The organism is Pseudomonas mandelii (genome assembly GCF_900106065.1).
GTDB lineage: Bacteria > Pseudomonadota > Gammaproteobacteria > Pseudomonadales > Pseudomonadaceae > Aquipseudomonas > Aquipseudomonas mandelii.
In genome coordinates, this window is the sequence record NZ_LT629796.1 from 4784017 (window position 1) to 4799377 (window position 15361).

Genomic DNA, 15361 nt, shown 5'->3' on the forward strand with positions numbered 1-15361 from the left:
ATGTCATTTACCCAGAAGCACCTCGACGCGGTTGAGGCGGCCATCGCACGCGGTGAGAAAGTCGTCCGCTACACCGATCGCACCGTGGAATACCGCACCGTCGACGAGCTGCTCAAGGCACGCGAAGAGATTCGCACGTCACTGATCAGCGCCGCTGGACCACGCTCTCGCGTGGTCAGGCTGTATCACGGAGGCAAAGGAGTCTAATGGCCCGTCACTTTCCGACGCTCACCCGTAACGGATTCGTGTTGCCGTCGAACATCAAGGCCAGTTACGAAGGCGCCGGGGAGGGCCGACGCTCCACTGGTTGGGATGCTCCCGACAACGGGATCAACAGCATCAACACCCCGGCACTGCGCAACCTGCGTTCGCGCTCCCGGGCAGCGGTTCGCAACGACCCGTATGCCTTCAACGTGATCGACAAGCGCGTCAGCAACCTGATCGGCACGGGCATCACCCCCCGGCCGACCACTGACGACGATGCGTTACGCAAATTGCTGCAGGAGCTGTGGGGCGATTGGGTCGATGAATCGGATGCGGATGAACGCACCGACTTCTATGGCCAGCAGGCGCTGGTAGCGCGCACGGTTGAAACCTCTGGCGAGTGCTTTGTGCGACTACGACCGCGCAGCCTGGACGAGGGCTTGGCGGTTCCGCTGCAGCTGCAGATTCTGGCGCCGGAGTTTGTCCCACATGATAAGTACGAGAGCACCAAATCCGGCAACGTTATCCGCGCCGGGATCGAGTTCAATCCCGGCGGCAAACGGGTGGCGTACTGGATTTACTTGTCGCATCCGCGCGATGCGGCGTCGCTGAACGCTGGCTACAACCAACTGGTGCGAGTGCCGGCGGCGCAGGTGCTGCACATCTTTGAACCGGTCGAGCCGGGTCAACTGCGCGGCGTGCCACGATTGTCGCCAGTGCTCAAGCGCCTGCGCAGTCTCGACAACTACGACGACGCGGTGTTGTTTCGCCAGGAAGTGGCCAACCTGTTTGCCGGCTTCATCAGCCGGCCGGCTCCGGACTCGGCGCAGACGCCACGAGATCCGGTCACCGGCCAGTTGTTGGATCTCGATCGTGACGGCTTCACCCCGATGGTCGCGCTGGAGCCCGGCACCATGCAGGAGTTGGGTCCCGGTGAAGAGGTGGAGTTCTCCAAGCCACCGGACGCGGGCAACAACTACCCGGATTTCATGCGGCAGCAACTGATGGCCGCCGCCGCTGGGTCCGGCACGCCTTACGAGATTCTCACCGGCGACATGCGCGGGATCAACGACCGAGCGTTACGTGTGGTACTCAACGAGTTTCGCCGCCGCCTGGAACAACTGCAATTCGGTGTTTATGTCCACCAGCTCTGCCGCCCAGTACGGGCCGCCTGGATGGACATGGCCGTGTTGTCCGGTGTCCTGGTGCTGGGCGATTACGCGCAGAAGCGCCGTGACTATTTGCGGACCCGTTGGGTGCCGCAAGGTTGGGCCTACATCCAACCGGTGCAGGACGTTCAGGCACGACGGATGGAAGTGCAGGCCGGCTTTTCCTCGCGCAGCGAGATGGTCCTGCGTACCGGCTACGACGCCGAAACGGTTGACTTGGAAAACGCCGCCGATCTGGCGCGGGCAACAGCACTGGGCCTCAACTACAACACCCTGGATGCCGTCGAAATAACCGACGACAAGGAGCAACCATGAGCAAAAAAGCGCGACCGCGCGTTTACAACCGAGCAGGAAAGCGGGTGCAAGTCCAGGATAAAACCTGGTACGCGTTGCAGGCCAGCGGCGAGGACACCGAGCGAGTGATCGAAGTCTTTGTCTATGGCGAGATTGGCACCTGGGGCATCACTGCCAATCAGTTTGTACAGGACCTGCGCGCCATGGACGACGGCGTCTCGCCAGTGATCGCGGCATTCAACAGCGTCGGCGGTGATTTGTTTGATGGGCTGGCCATGCACAACGCGCTGTCGCGTCTGGGCGAGCGCTGCACTGGCCGGATTGATGCGCTGGCCGCCAGTGCCGCCAGCGTGGCGGTGTGCGGTGCGCACCGCGTAGTTATTGCGTCGAACGCCATGCTGATGATCCACAACCCCTACACCTACGCCGGTGGGGATGCTGAGGACTTCCGTCGAGTCGCTGATGTGCTGGATCAGACCCTGGAGGCGATCATCGCGGCCTACAAGGCCAAGGCGCCCGACATCGATGACGCGGAGCTGCGGTGCATGGTCAACGCCGAAACATGGCTGACGGCCAATGAAGCGGTGGCACTGGGCCTGGCCGATGAAGTCGGCGACGGCATTACCGTCAAGGCCTGCCTCGGCCAAGGGGCCGTGCTGCAGCGCTACCAGCATGCACCGGCTGAACTAGTGGCCCAGCTCGACGAACCACCGGAAACGGATCTGGATCTGGATCCGGTCGATCCACCCTTGGTGCCGCCGGTCGTCGATTCGGCCAAGTTGGCATTGATGATCACCCAGCGTTGCACGGCGGCGGGCATCAGCAACCTGGTCGAGTCGCTGCTCAGCTCGACCCAGCTCGAAAGCGAAGAGATCGTCTTGGCCGGATTGGCGCGTGCCAAGGCGGTGAATGACCTGTGTGTGGCCGCCCGCTTGCCAGAGTTCAGCGCCGAGTACGTGTCAGCGGGGCTGGACGCTGCAGCGGTTCGAGCGCGTCTGTTCGACAAGATTGTCACCAGTGGCAAGGGATTTGAAATCGACAACAGCCTACCGCTCGACCACGACCCGGCACCCAAGGTGCTGGCCAAACAACCTGATCCCACCTCGATCTGGGCTTCGCGACAAGCGGCCCAATCTGGAACTGCGCGCGGCGCGAAAGGAGCAAGAGCATGACCATCAAAAAAGAGCCGATCCACGCAGGTGAGTTTCTGCTGTCCGAGGGCGCTGGGAACATTTCTCGGGAAACTATCAACGTCGCCGCTGGCCCCGCGCTGAATCCGGGTCAGGTTCTCGGTCTGGTGACGGCCACAGGCGAATTTGCGCCGTATGCCCCGGCCGCTGAAGACGGTACCCAGGCTGCCGTGGCGATTCTCTACGGGCCACTGGGCGAGTCGGACATCGTACGCCGGGGTCGGGCCGTTGTGCGCATGGCGGAGGTCAGCGAGGTGCACCTGACCGGGCTGGACCCCGAGGCCGAAAAAGACCTGGCCACCCATTTCCTGATCGTTCGTTAGGACCGTCAGTCACGTTTGCCCAGCCCGCCTTGAGCGGGTTTTTTCATTTCTGGAGAGTACCCATGGCCGAGATCGCCATTTTTGACGACGAAGCGTTTACCGTTACCGCGTTGACTGCTGCACTCAACGATCAACCCTACTTGCCGGGCCGCATCAGCGCCCTAGGCCTGTTCCGCGAGGAAGGCATTACCACCCTGACCGTGCAGATCGAAAAGGACGGCGACACCTTGGCGCTGGTGCCGGCCGGTGAGCGCGGTGGCTCTGGCCTGGTGGTCGCCGCCAGCAAGCGCAATCTGATTCCGTTCAACACCGTGCACCTGCCGGAACGCTTCACCATCAAGGCCGACGAGATTCAGGGCATTCGCGCCTTCGGTACCCGCACCGAGTTGCAGGCGGTGCAAGATGTGGTCAATACCCGTCTGGCCAAAGCGCGCCGTCAGTTGGATGCAACCCACGAGTTTCAGCGTATGGGCGCGCTCAACGGCCTGATCCTGGATGCCGATGGTTCGACGGTGCTGCTGGACCTGTATGACCGCTTCGGTGTAGAGCGTCAGAAGCTATCCATGGGCCTGAATGATCAAAGCACTGAACTGCGGGTCAAGTGCCTCGAAGCGCTGGACATGCAAGAAGATGCCCTCGGCGCCGTGACCAGCACCAGTTCCCGCGCCTTCTGCGGCAAGCATTTCTGGAGCAAGCTGATTGCTCATAAGGCAGTAGTTAAAACTTACGAAGGAACGTTACAGGCTGCGGCGTTACGTGGCGATGCTCGGGAGAGTTTTGAGTTTGGCGGCATTACTTGGGAGCGCTACCGTGGCAAGGTTGCTGGTGTGTCTTTCGTCCACGACGACAAGGCGTTGCTGGTCCCTGAAGGTGTTCCTGATTTGTACATCTCAGTGTTCGCACCGGCTGACTACATGGAAACGGTCAACACCCAAGGCATTCCGTACTACAGCAAGATTGAGCCGATGCAGTTCGGCAAGGGCATGGCCGGCGAAGCGCAGTCCAACCCGCTACACCTGTGCACCCGGCCGCGTGCACAGATCCTGCTGGAGCTCTGATCTTGGGCTTTCGCGATCTGATTGCCGAGGTCGACGCGGTGGTATTCGAAACACTGGGCGACAGCGCGCGGATCGAGGGCAGAGCAGAACCGGTGCTCGGCATGTTCGCCGCGCCCTGGTTACAGCCCAAGTTCGGCAAGCTTAACACCGGGTTGCGTGAGCCGAGGTTCGAGATCCGCGTCAGCGATTCGCACGGCCTGGAGCAGGGCATGCTGGTCAGCATTGATCTGCCCGCGCTGGATGGCGGTGGCGATTACGACCTGCTGCAGCTGGAACCGAGCGGTGACGGTCTGGTCGCCTTGATCCTGAGGATGCGCGCATGAGTGTCGGCAGTTACTTCAAGCCCTCGGCCGGTGGCGGGATGATTTCCATCCAGTCCTCGACGGCGGACCTGAAAGCGTTCGAGGACTTCGCCAAACTCGTGCCCAAGGCCGCCACAGCCGCGCAACGTCGGGCGATCAACAAAACATTGGGTTGGCTGCGTACGCACATTGCCCGGGCCGTCAGTCGGCAGGAACGTATTGCAGTTGCTGCGGTTCGTCAGCGCTTGCGCAGCTACCCGGTCGCTGGCGGGGCCACCAGCGGCAAGTTGTGGTTCGGTTTGAATGCCATCGAGTCCAGTCGGATCGGTCGGGCACGACAGTCTGGTACTGGCGTGTCGGTGGCCGGTCGGCGTTATCAGGGCGCCTTTCTCAAGAAGGTCTACGGCAACAAGCCCGACATCTGGATCCGCACCGCGAGCAAGCACTTCAACGCGGACGATTATCCCGATACCACGGTGTCTTCAAGCCGGGGCGCCAGTTCGGGTTGGGTGGCGGAAAACGGCAATCGCTTTCCGCTGGCCAAAGCCAAGGTGTCACTGGAGCAAGCCCGCCCGCACTTCGACAGCTGGGTCAAACGCGCCGATGCACGCCTGCTGGAAATCCTGCAGCAGGAATTCAACTTTGAGCTGCAAAAGTACCTGAAGGGGACGGCCAATGCCTGAAGAGCCTTTTAATCTCGACCAGCTCTACCGGGCAATTGAGCAGCACCTGAAGGCTCATCTGCCGGGCGTTCACGCGGTGACAGCTTGGCCGAACATCAAGGATCGCATTGCATTGCCGGCGGTGTTCATTGAACTGGCTGAGATGGAACCTGGCCTCGACATCGGCACGGGGCAGACGAGTCTAATTTGTAAGTTCGAGGCCCGGATCATCGTTGACCCGATACGGCCCCAGTATTGCCAGCAAGCCGCGCACCTGGCAGCGCAGCTGGCCGTCTTGTTGCGACTGCAAACGTGGGGGCTTGAGGTAGAGCCTGCCGAGTTTGTTCAGGCGATGCAGGACTGGACCAAGCCGGAGCTGGATGGCTACGTGGTCTGGTCAGTGGAGTGGACGCAGCAGGTTTACCTCGGCGACGAAGAATGGCCGTGGCCAGATGAGCCGCCGGGGTCGCTGCTGTTTGGCTTCAACGACGCCGGCAAGGACGAGTTTTTCAGGCCCGAGGAACTGCCGTGAGTTACGCCAGTGCCGAGCATGACCGCATGATCGCGGCCATGCTGATGCCATGTGCGGTGGTCGGTGTGGATCTGGCGGTGGGTATGGTGCGCGTCACTAATGGCGAATGGACGAGCGCCTGGGTGCGCTGGCACAGCCTGTCAGCGGGGAAGGCGCGACACTGGCGGGCGCCGAGCTTGGGCGAACAAGGGGTGTTGTTTAATCCCAGCGGCCAAGCCGGCCTTGGTACTTTTGTCCCGGGGCTGTACGGCAACGCCGGCGCGCCGCCGGATAACCGCGATCATGTGGAGGTCTGGCGCTTTGATGATGGCGGCTCGCTGGTCTACGACTGGCAGGCCAAGTCCTACACCATCACCCTGCCGAGCGGCACGGTGACGATCAAGGTGGCCAGTACGGAGGTGGTCGTGACTGATGCCGCCGTTACCGTAACGACGGGGAATATCACCCTGAAAGCAGCGGTGACCATCGACGGTCCGTTACACGTAACGCAGGGCATCACCAGTGCCGGCGCGATCATTGACGCCGGCGGTAACAGCAATCACCACACGCATTAATTTCAACCCATAACAGCCCGCCGCGTGCGGGCTTTTTCATGCCCTGGAGAAAACAGATGGCCAAGACCGAAAGGCCTGCCGGCGATGAACTGGCGACCCCTGCGCCGGTGCTGCTGAAATTCCGCGATCTGGTTTACACGTCGCGCACGCTGATCATTCCCCAAAGCGGCCGCACGTTGCCGGTGGCCAAAGGGCTGGTGGAAGTCCAGCCGGACGATGCCGAGGCCTTGGCCTTCCTGAAGGCCAACGAAGAATTCGCGCCGCTGAAGGAGTGATTTAGATGATCGGAATGGATCGCCACACCGGCCAACCCATTTCCGGCATCGCGCATCTGCGCCAGTGCATTGCCGACATCCTGGGCACTCGGGTGGGCAGTCGCCGGCACCGGCCGGAGTACGGCAGTAATGTCCCCTTGTACGTCGACATGCCGGTGAACGAAGGCTGGAAAAGCTCGGTGCAGGCCGAGGCGGTCCGGGCGATTAGTCGCTGGGAGCCGCGCGTCAAGCTGGAGCGCGTCCGCGCACTCTCGGTGCTGGGCGGGCAAATCAATCTGAGCATTGCCGGCGAATACCTCGGCGACCGTTTTCTGTTTGAGGTGAGCGTATGAGCATCGTGGATCTGTCGGCGCTGCCGGCGCCGGACGTGCTGGAGCAGTTGGACTTCGAAGACACCTATGACGAAGCCCTAGGCACCTTTCGCGGCTACATGGGCGACAACTGGAGCGCACCGATTGAGAGCGAGCCAGTGGTTAAGGTGCTGGAGGTGGGGGCCTATATGAAGGTCGCTAACCGTGCCCGGGTTAACGATGGCTGCAAGGCGCTGTTGTTGGCCCATGCGATCGGCTCTGACCTTGATCACCTGGGTGCCAATTACAACCTCAAGCGCCTGGTGATTCAGACCGAGGATCTGTCGGCGGTGCCGCCGGTGCCGGAGATCAAGGAGCAGGACGACCCGTTTCGCGAGCGCATCCAGTTGGCCTTTGAGGGGCTGACCACGGCCGGGCCGCGCGCGAGCTACATCCTGCATGCCCGTAACGCCTCGGGGTTGGTGATGGACGCCACGGCGGAAAGCCCGGCGCCGTGTTACGTCACCGTCACGGTGTTGAGTTCCGAAGGCAAGGGGGTGGCCAGTGCCGAGCTGCTGGCCACGGTCAAGGCGGCGCTGAATGACGAAGACGTGCGGCCGGTGTGCGATCGGGTGACGGTGCAGAGTGCGCAAATTATTGACTATCGCATTGACGCCATTTTGCACATGGCCGGCGCCGGGCCTGAGGGGGACGCCAGTTTGGCCGAAGCCACCAGCCGCTTGGCGAAGTGGATCAACCCGCGCAAGCGTTTGGGGGTCGAGGTGGCCCGTTCGGCGGTGGATGCGCAATTGCACGTGGCCGGCGTGGCCCGGGTTGAGCTGGTCGGCTGGTCTGATCTGGCCCCGACCAAGGCGCAGGCGGCGTATTGCGTGGGCTATGACGTGAAACTGGCGGGGGCATCATGAAAAGCCTGCTGCCGAGCAATAGCACGCAACTGGAGCGCGCCCTGGAGGCGGCGTTTTATGAGCGAACCATTGTCCCGTTGCGCACCCTGTACAACGCCGATACCTGCCCGGTGCATCTGCTGCCGCATTTGGCGTGGGCGTGGTCGGTCGATCGCTGGGATCCCGGGTGGGCCGAGGCGACTAAGCGGGCGGCCATCAAGGCGTCTTATTACATCCATGCCCACAAGGGGACCATCGGCGCGTTGCGCCGGGTGGTCGAGCCCTTGGGCTATCTGATTGAAATCGTCGAGTGGTTTAACACAGTGCCGGAAGGCCCGCCGGGCACCTTTACGCTGAAGGTCGGCGTGCTGGACACCGGGATCACCGAAGAAATGTATCAGGAGCTGGAGCGCTTGATTGACGACGCGAAACCCGTCACGCGGCACCTGACCGGGCTGGCGATCAGCCTGGAAACCCAAGGCGTTTTAGACATCAGTGTCGCCGTGTATGAAGGCGATGAAATCGACGTGTATCCGCCGGTCATGCGTGACATCGAGGTCACCGGCACCTTCGGCGTAGTCGGCCGCGAACACTCCATAGACACCCTGGACGTTTATTATGATTGATGCGAATTCGCAGTTTTTTGCGATCCTCACGAACGTGGGGATGGCCAAGCAGGCGAACGCCGATGCGCTCGGCATTCCCTGGAAGCTTACGGAAATGGGCGTGGGTGATGCCAACGGTGCCGACCCGATCCCGAGCGCAACGCAAACCCAACTGATTCACGAATGGCGCCGCCGTCCGCTCAATCAGCTCAAGATCGATCCAGCCAATCCGGCGGTGATCATTGCCGAGCAAGTCATTCCGTCCGACGAGGGCGGTTTCTGGATTCGCGAAATCGGTCTGTATGACGCGGACGGCGATCTGGTGGCGGTGGCCAACTGCGCGCCGAGTTTCAAACCTGTGTTGTCGCAGGGCTCGGGTCGCACGCAAGTCGTGCGCATGAATTTCATTGTGTCCAGCACTGCCAGTATCACGTTGAAGATTGACCCGTCCGTGGTGCTGGCGACCCGTGACTACGTTGACACGCGCATTCAAGAAGAACTGTACAAGCTCGACAGCAAGCAGTCGGTGCGCGTGGCCACCACGGCCAACATCGCGTTGGCGGGTCTTCAGACCCTCGACGGTGTCGCCCTGGTAACGGGTGATCGGGTGTTAGTGAAAAATCAGGCGGTGGCCAAGGACAACGGCCTGTACGTCGCGGCAGCAGGCGTCTGGTCGCGCGCCCTCGATGCCGACAGCAGTGCCGAAGTGACTTCGGCGTTATTGGTATCTGTCGAGCTGGGCACCACACTGGCCGACACCCGTTGGCAACTGGTCACCGACGGGGCAATTGTCCTGGGGGCCACGGCCCTGACGTTCCAGAACGTGACCCACGGCTTTGCGGCGATCAACGCCCCGGCGCTGATCAATCCCACGGCTAACACGCCGGCGCAGTTCAATAACACGCAGTCGTTGGCGACCACCGAATTCGTGCAGCGTGAGAAAGGTAGTTTTGCCAATAGCGTGGCGATTGCTGGCGGCGCTGTGGCGCTGACAGCCGCTCATATCGGAACGCGCATCGAAATGTCGGCGTCGGGAACGCTCACGCTGCCCAAGGCCAGCGCGGTTCCGAAAGGCTCCGTGATCATGATTACGACCTCTAGTACGGTGGGATCGGTCAATCTGGCATTGCTGGCGGGGGACTCGCTCGCCATCAACAACGTGTCAGTGGTAGCGCCTTACGCGATGTCGAGCGGATCGGACCTGTTACTGATATCGGACGGTGTTCTTTGGCGAGCCCATGCAAGCCTTGAATGTTTGAGAACGTCGGCATTGTTTGGCTCCTTGATGGGCACCAACGGGTATCAGAAGCTTCCGAGTGGGTTGATCCTTCAATGGGGAACTACGGCCTTAATCAGTGCAGGCGGGGCGTTAGTCGTAACGCTTCCAGTGGCCTTCCCGAATACAAACTTGAATGCCGGGTGCATGGCTCAATATTCAAATTCGCCTAACACCGGGTACGTGGTTTCAATTTTCGGGCGGACGCTGACCAATTTGAGTTTTTACAATTCAAACACTGGCACTGCGCTATCGGCGACGTGGTTCGCCATCGGCTTTTGACGGGGTTTTCTATGTTCGCAGCAAAATCTACAGGCGGTTTTTATGACGCCTCAATTAATAATTCCATCCCGGCTGACGCTGTGGAAATCTCGGTTGAGTTTCATGCCGCGCTTTTGGTGGGGCAGGAGCGTGGTCAGGTTATCGGCTGGGGGGAGGATGGGTTTCCGATTCTGATTGACCCGCCGCCTATGTCGGCTTCCGAACTGGCGGTCATTGAGCGAGCTTGGCGGGATGCCCAGCTTGCTCCTACTGATGGCATGGTGGCGCGTCACCGTGACGAACTGGAGAGCAGCCAGACCACCACGCTGATGGGCGCCCAATACACGGCCTTGCAAGTCTACCGTCGTGAGTTGCGCGACTGGCCGCAAGGCGGGGAGTTTCCGCTTGCCGATCATCGCCCGATCGCGCCGCCCTGGTTGGCTGAGCAAGCCCAATAAACGCCCCGCACTGACGGGGCGTTTTCTTTTCCGTTACGCGTAACACGAACATCCCTGACAGCCTCGCTCGTGCGGGGCTTTTTCGTTTCTGGAGATTGAGCCTTATGAGTTTCTATCACGGCGTCACTACCACGTTGATCGACACCGGTGCGCGCACCATCTCGCTGCCGTCGTCGTCGATCATTGGTCTGTGCGACACCTTCATCCCGGGCCTGCAGGGCGGCGGCAAGGCCAAGGCCGGCGAGCTAGTGTTGCTCACCTCTGAGCGCGAAGCCATTGCCGCGTTTGGCCCTGACTCGGCAATCACCAAGGCCGCCCAGGCGATCTACGTGCGGGCCAAGGCGGTGATCGTCGCCATCGGCGTGCCCAAGCTGGAAGACGGCGCGCTGCAAACGTCCGCCATCATTGGTGGCGTTCTGGCCGATGGTCAGCGTACCGGCCTGCAAGCGCTGCTGGATGGCAAGAGCAAGCACAACGCCCAGCCAAAACTGCTGATTGCGCCGAAGCACTCGGCGACCCAGGCGGTGGCCACGGCCATGGACGCCCTGGCCGGCAAGTTGCGCGCGATCGCCATTCTCGACGGCCCGAACACCACCGATGAGGCGGCCATGGCCTACGCCCTGGAGTTCGGCAGTAAGCGCCTGTATCTGGTCGACCCCGGCGTCAAGTACTGGGACACCGTTCTCAGTGCCACGGTCGACGCCCCGGGTTCGGCGTGGGTCGCTGGGCTCTTTGCCTGGACCGATGCCAATTACGGTTACTGGGCGTCGCCGTCGAACAAGGAGTTTGTCGGCATCACCGGCACCACGCGCCCGATCGAGTACTTGGACGGTGACGAAACCTGCCGGGCGAACCTGCTGAATAACGCGAACATCGCCACGATTTTGCGTGACGGCGGTTATCGCCTGTGGGGCAACCGCACGCTGTCCAGTGATCCGAAATGGGCGTTCGTCACTCGGGTGCGCACCTGCGACATCCTGATGGATGCGATCCAGGCGGGTCACAAATGGGCGGTCGATCGCTCGATCACCAAGACCTATGTACAGGACGTGACCGAAGGCCTTCAGGCATTCATGCGCGACCAGAAGAACGCCGGCGCGGTGATCAACTTCGAAGTCTATGCGGACAAGGAGATGAACACGGCCAGCCAAATCGAGCAGGGCAAAATTTACTGGCGCATTCGCTTCACCGACGTGCCGCCGGCAGAAAACCCGAATTTCCTCATTGAAGTCACCAACGAATGGCTGACCGAAGTTCTTGAAACTGCCTAAGGGGGCCGCTCAATGATTCCTCAAGTTCTCTCCAACATGAATGCCTTTGTCGACGGTGTGAGTTTCGCCGGCGACGTGCCGACCCTGTCGCTGCCCAAGCTGACGCAAAAGACCGACGACTATCAGGGCGGCGGCATGTCTGCCCCGATCGAAATGGGCATGGGCCTGGAAAAGCTGGAAGCGGCGTTTACCACCAACGGCGTGCGCCGTGAATCGCTGAAGTACTTCGGGCTGGCCGATCAGACCGCTTGCACCATCGTGTTCCGTGGCGCCTTCAAGGGCCTCAAGGGTGCGATCACCCCGGTGGTGGTCACCCTGCGCGGCGGTATCAAAGAGGTCGACATGGGCGACTGGAAGCCGGGCGACAAGGCGGAAATCAAGCATGCGATCAAGGGCATTTATTACAAGCTCGAAATCGACGGTCGCGTCATGTACGAGATCGACCCGCTCAACATGATTCAGGTGGTCGACGGTGTCGATCAACTGGCGGCAGAACGCTCGGCCCTCGGCCTCTAAGGACTAAAAGAACATGACTCAAGTAACCCAAGACACCAGCGAGCCGACCTTGCCAAAGTGGCTGAAGCTGGCCGATGAGGGCGTGACCGTAACGCTCCGATACCCCACCCTGATCAGCGGCGTATTGACCGATTCGCTGACCATGCGGGCGCCCAGTCTCAAGGATTGGCGCGCGTCCAAGATCGCCGGCAATGGCGACTATGAAAAGCAGGAGCTGTCGTTGTTCGGCAGCTTGACCGGGCTGTCTGAGGTCGAGCTGTTGACCCTGAAATTCAAGGACTACCAGCGCCTCTCGGCGGGCTATTTTCGCCTGGTCGAAGAAGACGACGTTTAACGCCGTCACGCTTAGGGACACGGCTCAACGCTTGGCCAAAGAGACAGGGTTCTCGGCGGCCGAGATTGAGGGCCTGCCCTTCGATCAGATGCTGTGGTGGCTCGCGGATTGAGCCGCCTTTGAACTCCCCGACGTATAGGGCACGCACATGGCGAACAAACTCGCGCTCGGTCTGGTCATTGGCGGGGCGGTCAGCTCCACGGTGGGCTCGGCGTTCAAGGACGTCACCAGTCGCATCAAGCGCCTAGAGACGGAAGGCAAAAAAGCCCGGGTGCTGGAAAAGACCATTGGCGACACCATGCGCCTGCGCGACGAATGGCGCCGGGCGCACATGGCGGGCGAGAAAGGTGCCTCGGCGTTGCAAAAGCAACTCGAAAGCAACCTCAACAGCCTGAAGAAAGAAGGCGTGGAAGTGCGCAATCTGACCAAGGCCTATGCGGCCATGGGGCAGGCGGCGAACAAGGCCGAGCTGAAGGCCAAAGGTCACCAGCAACTCGACGAAGGCAAGCAGAAACTCAAAAGCAGTGTCGGCCAAGCGGTGGCCGCCACGGCGGCGATGGCGATTCCGACCAAGGTCAGCGCGGACTATGGCGCGATCATTCGGGACATCGCGATCAAGTCGAACATTGCCAACAAGCCCGAAGAAGCGCAGCTGTCGAAAAAGATCGTCGACACGTCGCGGGACACGGGCATGGCGCGCAATCAGGTGGCCGAGGTGGTCAACGCCCTGGTGGGCGCCGGCATGGAGCTGGACAAGGCCCTGCAATACGCCCCGACAGCGGCCAAGTTCGCCGTGGGGCAGGGCTCGGACGGTGGCGAAACGGCGCGCATGATCAACGCCCTGGGACAAAACGCCAAGATCACCGACCCGGCCATGATGCAGAAGGCCCTGGAGGCGATCGCCTACCAAGGGCAGGCGGGCAGTTTCGAAGCGGCCGACATGGCGCGTTGGTTCCCCGAGTTGCTGGCGGGGATGGGCAAGCTGGGCATCACCGGCATGGACTCGGTGTCGCAACTGGGCGCCATGCTTCAGGTGCAGATGAAGACCGCCGGCGGATCCGATGAGGCGGCCAACAACCTCAAAAACTGGATGGAAAAGATCGGCTCGGGTGACACGGTCGAGGCCTATAAAAAGGCCGGGATCGATTATCAGGCGTCGATAAATACCGGGCTGCAGAATGGTAAATCCACTCTGGAGTCCAGCTTTGAATTGGCGCAAAAGTACATTGCCGCGACCGATCCGAAGAAGGCCGCCGCCATGGCCGAGGCCACGGCCAAGATCAGCAAGGAGGCCGACCCGGAAAAAGCCAAGGCCATGATTGCGTCCCTGGAGCAAGCCTTGCGCACCGGCGATCTGTTCGCCGACATGCAGGTCAAGGGCGCGCTGACGGCGTTCATGCAGAACAAGGAGCTGTACGCGAGTCTGAAAAAGGATTCGGCCAACGCCACCGGGATCTTGGACAAAAACCTGGAGGAGCGTCGGCAATCGTCGGCGCAGAAGTGGTCGGAAATGGCCCAAGGCGCGGACGACGCCATGCGCGCGATCGGCGACGCGTTTCGCCCGGTCACGGATGCCGTGGCGGACGGGCTGACCTACGTCACCCAAGGGTTGAGCAAGCTGTCGGATGAATCGCCCAAGCTGGTGACCGGGATCGGCGCGGCCGTGGCGGCGGTGATCGCCTTTCAGAGCGCGATGAGTACCTTCAAGATCGCCAAAGGCTTGCTCAACATCGGCCGCGGCTCGCTGATGGGCAATCCGAACATCCCGCAAAAAGTCATTGTGGTGGGCGGTGGTGGCGGTGGTCTGGATGCTGGCGATTTGGACGACGACGGCAAACGCGACAAGAAGGGCAGGAAGGGCGGCCGGGTCGGTAAAGGCGGCAAGTTGGCCAGTGCCGCCTCGACCGCCGCAAACACGGCCAAGGCGGCCAGCACGGTCGGCGCTGCCGGTTCTGTCGGGCGGGCGGTGAGTGGGGTCGGTCGAACCGTGGCCTCGGGGGTCAAGGGGCCGGCCATCTTTGCGGTCGTTGAGGCCGGTTTGAAAGCCAAGGACACCTACGACAACGCGGTGACGCAGGACGAAAAAGCCGAAGGCTACGGCGCGGCAGTGGGCGGGCTGGCGGGTACGCTGACCGGGGCGGCCGCTGGTGCGGCGCTCGGCACGATGGTCCTGCCGGTGATCGGCACCTTTGTCGGCGGTTTGATTGGCGGCTATCTCGGCAGTCAGGGCGGTGACGCCCTGGGCGGTGCGCTGGGTAAGGCCGCGTTTGGCACGCCCGACGAACTGAAGCGCCTGCCGGCCGCCGGTCCGCTGATGATGGCCAATGCCGGCAAGGATATCCCGCCGGTGCTGGGCGGGATTGCCCAATCGTTCGCGCCGTCGACCACCGGGCCGCTGATGCTGGCCAATCCCGGCGCTGGCCCGGGGGCGAGTGTCGCCGCGACGACGGCTGCTGCTCCGGCCCCGCCGCCGGTGTCGTATGACCCGCGCGACCTCGACTCGAAAGACGCCATGTTGATGCCGCACTTTGCCAACAAGGTGCGTTTCCCCGGTTCCGAGTTGCGTCGACCGAAAGTCATTCGTTCGGGCCTGGAAGATCCGGCGCCGCAACCGGGGGAGGCCGCCAAAGCCATGATGCTGCCGCCGGCCAGCGCCGATGCGGCGGCGGGGGCGTTGGTCAAGCCGATGGCGGCGAAAGCGGAGACGCCCAAGGTTGAGTCAAACGTGGCGATTCAGGCGCCGTTTTCACTGACGGTCAACGGCGACGTGAAGGATGGCAATCAGCTTTTTGCGCAGATCAAGCCGCAGCTCGATCAGTACTATCGCGACATGGCCAAGCAGGTGGGGAGCGCACAGCTCTTTGACGCGCCGCACGTTTAAT

19 protein-coding genes are annotated in these 15361 nt (G+C 61.7%); all 19 read left to right on the forward strand.

Translation table 11 applies throughout. The features are described from left to right. The 19 genes from BLU63_RS22115 (at nt 1) to BLU63_RS22205 (ending at nt 15360) form a co-directional block, all read left to right on the forward strand. Nucleotides 1–207 (forward strand): phage head-tail joining protein, encoded by a 207-nt coding sequence (locus BLU63_RS22115; RefSeq protein WP_010462377.1) that lies wholly within the window; start codon nt 1–3, stop codon nt 205–207. Next, nucleotides 207–1688, forward strand: a complete 1482-nt coding sequence (locus tag BLU63_RS22120; protein ID WP_083376225.1) for a phage portal protein — start codon at nt 207–209, stop codon at nt 1686–1688. The genes BLU63_RS22115 and BLU63_RS22120 overlap by 1 nt, the downstream gene beginning before the upstream one ends. After that, the gene (locus tag BLU63_RS22125) at nt 1685–2839 is read left to right on the forward strand and encodes a head maturation protease, ClpP-related (RefSeq protein WP_083376226.1); all 1155 of its coding nucleotides are present in this window, start codon (nt 1685–1687) and stop codon (nt 2837–2839) included. Before BLU63_RS22120 ends, BLU63_RS22125 begins: the two co-directional genes overlap by 4 nt. Next, nucleotides 2836–3180: a head decoration protein gene (locus BLU63_RS22130; protein WP_083376227.1), complete on the forward strand. Its 345-nt coding sequence runs from the start codon at nt 2836–2838 to the stop codon at nt 3178–3180. Before BLU63_RS22125 ends, BLU63_RS22130 begins: the two co-directional genes overlap by 4 nt. A 62-nt stretch (nt 3181–3242) precedes the next feature. Further along, nucleotides 3243–4238 carry a major capsid protein gene (locus BLU63_RS22135; RefSeq protein ID WP_083376228.1) on the forward strand — a complete coding sequence of 332 codons (996 nt, stop codon included), beginning with the start codon at nt 3243–3245 and terminating at the stop codon, nt 4236–4238. Nucleotides 4239–4240: 2 nt separating this feature from the next. Then, nucleotides 4241–4561, forward strand: a complete 321-nt coding sequence (locus BLU63_RS22140) for a head-tail joining protein (RefSeq protein ID WP_010462367.1) — start codon at nt 4241–4243, stop codon at nt 4559–4561. Next, the gene (locus BLU63_RS22145) at nt 4558–5223 is read left to right on the forward strand and encodes a hypothetical protein (protein WP_083376229.1); all 666 of its coding nucleotides are present in this window, start codon (nt 4558–4560) and stop codon (nt 5221–5223) included. The genes BLU63_RS22140 and BLU63_RS22145 overlap by 4 nt, the downstream gene beginning before the upstream one ends. Then, a complete protein-coding gene (locus tag BLU63_RS22150) occupies nt 5216–5734 on the forward strand; it encodes a hypothetical protein (protein ID WP_083376230.1) in 519 nt (172 codons plus the stop codon). Before BLU63_RS22145 ends, BLU63_RS22150 begins: the two co-directional genes overlap by 8 nt. Continuing rightward, on the forward strand, nt 5731–6288 hold the full coding sequence (locus tag BLU63_RS22155) for a phage baseplate assembly protein V (protein ID WP_083376231.1): 558 nt from the start codon (nt 5731–5733) through the stop codon (nt 6286–6288). The genes BLU63_RS22150 and BLU63_RS22155 overlap by 4 nt, the downstream gene beginning before the upstream one ends. Nucleotides 6289–6344: 56 nt before the next feature. Then, nucleotides 6345–6563 carry a hypothetical protein gene (locus BLU63_RS22160; protein WP_083376232.1) on the forward strand — a complete coding sequence of 73 codons (219 nt, stop codon included), beginning with the start codon at nt 6345–6347 and terminating at the stop codon, nt 6561–6563. Nucleotides 6564–6568: 5 nt separating this feature from the next. Further along, entirely contained in the window at nt 6569–6895 is a 327-nt protein-coding gene (locus BLU63_RS22165; protein WP_083376233.1) for a GPW/gp25 family protein, read from the forward strand. Further along, on the forward strand, nt 6892–7779 hold the full coding sequence (locus BLU63_RS22170; protein ID WP_083376234.1) for a baseplate J/gp47 family protein: 888 nt from the start codon (nt 6892–6894) through the stop codon (nt 7777–7779). The genes BLU63_RS22165 and BLU63_RS22170 overlap by 4 nt, the downstream gene beginning before the upstream one ends. Further along, nucleotides 7776–8384 carry a phage tail protein I gene (locus tag BLU63_RS22175; RefSeq protein ID WP_083376235.1) on the forward strand — a complete coding sequence of 203 codons (609 nt, stop codon included), beginning with the start codon at nt 7776–7778 and terminating at the stop codon, nt 8382–8384. The genes BLU63_RS22170 and BLU63_RS22175 overlap by 4 nt, the downstream gene beginning before the upstream one ends. Then, nucleotides 8377–9921 (forward strand): phage tail protein, encoded by a 1545-nt coding sequence (locus tag BLU63_RS22180; protein WP_083376236.1) that lies wholly within the window; start codon nt 8377–8379, stop codon nt 9919–9921. Before BLU63_RS22175 ends, BLU63_RS22180 begins: the two co-directional genes overlap by 8 nt. Nucleotides 9922–9932: 11 nt before the next feature. Next, on the forward strand, nt 9933–10358 hold the full coding sequence (locus tag BLU63_RS22185; RefSeq protein ID WP_083376237.1) for a tail fiber assembly protein: 426 nt from the start codon (nt 9933–9935) through the stop codon (nt 10356–10358). Nucleotides 10359–10462: 104 nt separating this feature from the next. After that, nucleotides 10463–11629, forward strand: a complete 1167-nt coding sequence (locus tag BLU63_RS22190; RefSeq protein WP_083376238.1) for a phage tail sheath subtilisin-like domain-containing protein — start codon at nt 10463–10465, stop codon at nt 11627–11629. 12 nt (nt 11630–11641) lie between these two features. Beyond that, a complete protein-coding gene (locus BLU63_RS22195; protein WP_083376239.1) occupies nt 11642–12145 on the forward strand; it encodes a phage major tail tube protein in 504 nt (167 codons plus the stop codon). A 13-nt stretch (nt 12146–12158) separates the two neighbouring features. Then, the gene (locus BLU63_RS22200) at nt 12159–12479 is read left to right on the forward strand and encodes a phage tail assembly protein (protein ID WP_083376240.1); all 321 of its coding nucleotides are present in this window, start codon (nt 12159–12161) and stop codon (nt 12477–12479) included. 148 nt (nt 12480–12627) lie between these two features. Further along, a complete protein-coding gene (locus BLU63_RS22205) occupies nt 12628–15360 on the forward strand; it encodes a phage tail tape measure protein (RefSeq protein WP_083376241.1) in 2733 nt (910 codons plus the stop codon). Nucleotide 15361 lies beyond the last annotated feature (1 nt).

Bases quoted from the DNA above. Each gene is read 5' to 3' on its own strand.
- BLU63_RS22165 (WP_083376233.1), top strand. From the start codon at position 6,569: ATGATCGGAATGGATCGCCACACCGGCCAACCCATTTCCGGCATCGCG.
- BLU63_RS22200 (WP_083376240.1), top strand. From the start codon at position 12,159: ATGACTCAAGTAACCCAAGACACCAGCGAGCCGACCTTGCCAAAGTGG.
- BLU63_RS22170 (WP_083376234.1), top strand. From the start codon at position 6,892: ATGAGCATCGTGGATCTGTCGGCGCTGCCGGCGCCGGACGTGCTGGAG.
- BLU63_RS22120 (WP_083376225.1), top strand. From the start codon at position 207: ATGGCCCGTCACTTTCCGACGCTCACCCGTAACGGATTCGTGTTGCCG.
- BLU63_RS22145 (WP_083376229.1), top strand. From the start codon at position 4,558: ATGAGTGTCGGCAGTTACTTCAAGCCCTCGGCCGGTGGCGGGATGATT.
- BLU63_RS22115 (WP_010462377.1), top strand. From the start codon at position 1: ATGTCATTTACCCAGAAGCACCTCGACGCGGTTGAGGCGGCCATCGCA.
- BLU63_RS22190 (WP_083376238.1), top strand. From the start codon at position 10,463: ATGAGTTTCTATCACGGCGTCACTACCACGTTGATCGACACCGGTGCG.
- BLU63_RS22195 (WP_083376239.1), top strand. From the start codon at position 11,642: ATGATTCCTCAAGTTCTCTCCAACATGAATGCCTTTGTCGACGGTGTG.
- BLU63_RS22130 (WP_083376227.1), top strand. From the start codon at position 2,836: ATGACCATCAAAAAAGAGCCGATCCACGCAGGTGAGTTTCTGCTGTCC.
- BLU63_RS22125 (WP_083376226.1), top strand. From the start codon at position 1,685: ATGAGCAAAAAAGCGCGACCGCGCGTTTACAACCGAGCAGGAAAGCGG.
- BLU63_RS22205 (WP_083376241.1), top strand. From the start codon at position 12,628: ATGGCGAACAAACTCGCGCTCGGTCTGGTCATTGGCGGGGCGGTCAGC.
- BLU63_RS22160 (WP_083376232.1), top strand. From the start codon at position 6,345: ATGGCCAAGACCGAAAGGCCTGCCGGCGATGAACTGGCGACCCCTGCG.
- BLU63_RS22180 (WP_083376236.1), top strand. From the start codon at position 8,377: ATGATTGATGCGAATTCGCAGTTTTTTGCGATCCTCACGAACGTGGGG.
- BLU63_RS22150 (WP_083376230.1), top strand. From the start codon at position 5,216: ATGCCTGAAGAGCCTTTTAATCTCGACCAGCTCTACCGGGCAATTGAG.
- BLU63_RS22185 (WP_083376237.1), top strand. From the start codon at position 9,933: ATGTTCGCAGCAAAATCTACAGGCGGTTTTTATGACGCCTCAATTAAT.
- BLU63_RS22175 (WP_083376235.1), top strand. From the start codon at position 7,776: ATGAAAAGCCTGCTGCCGAGCAATAGCACGCAACTGGAGCGCGCCCTG.
- BLU63_RS22135 (WP_083376228.1), top strand. From the start codon at position 3,243: ATGGCCGAGATCGCCATTTTTGACGACGAAGCGTTTACCGTTACCGCG.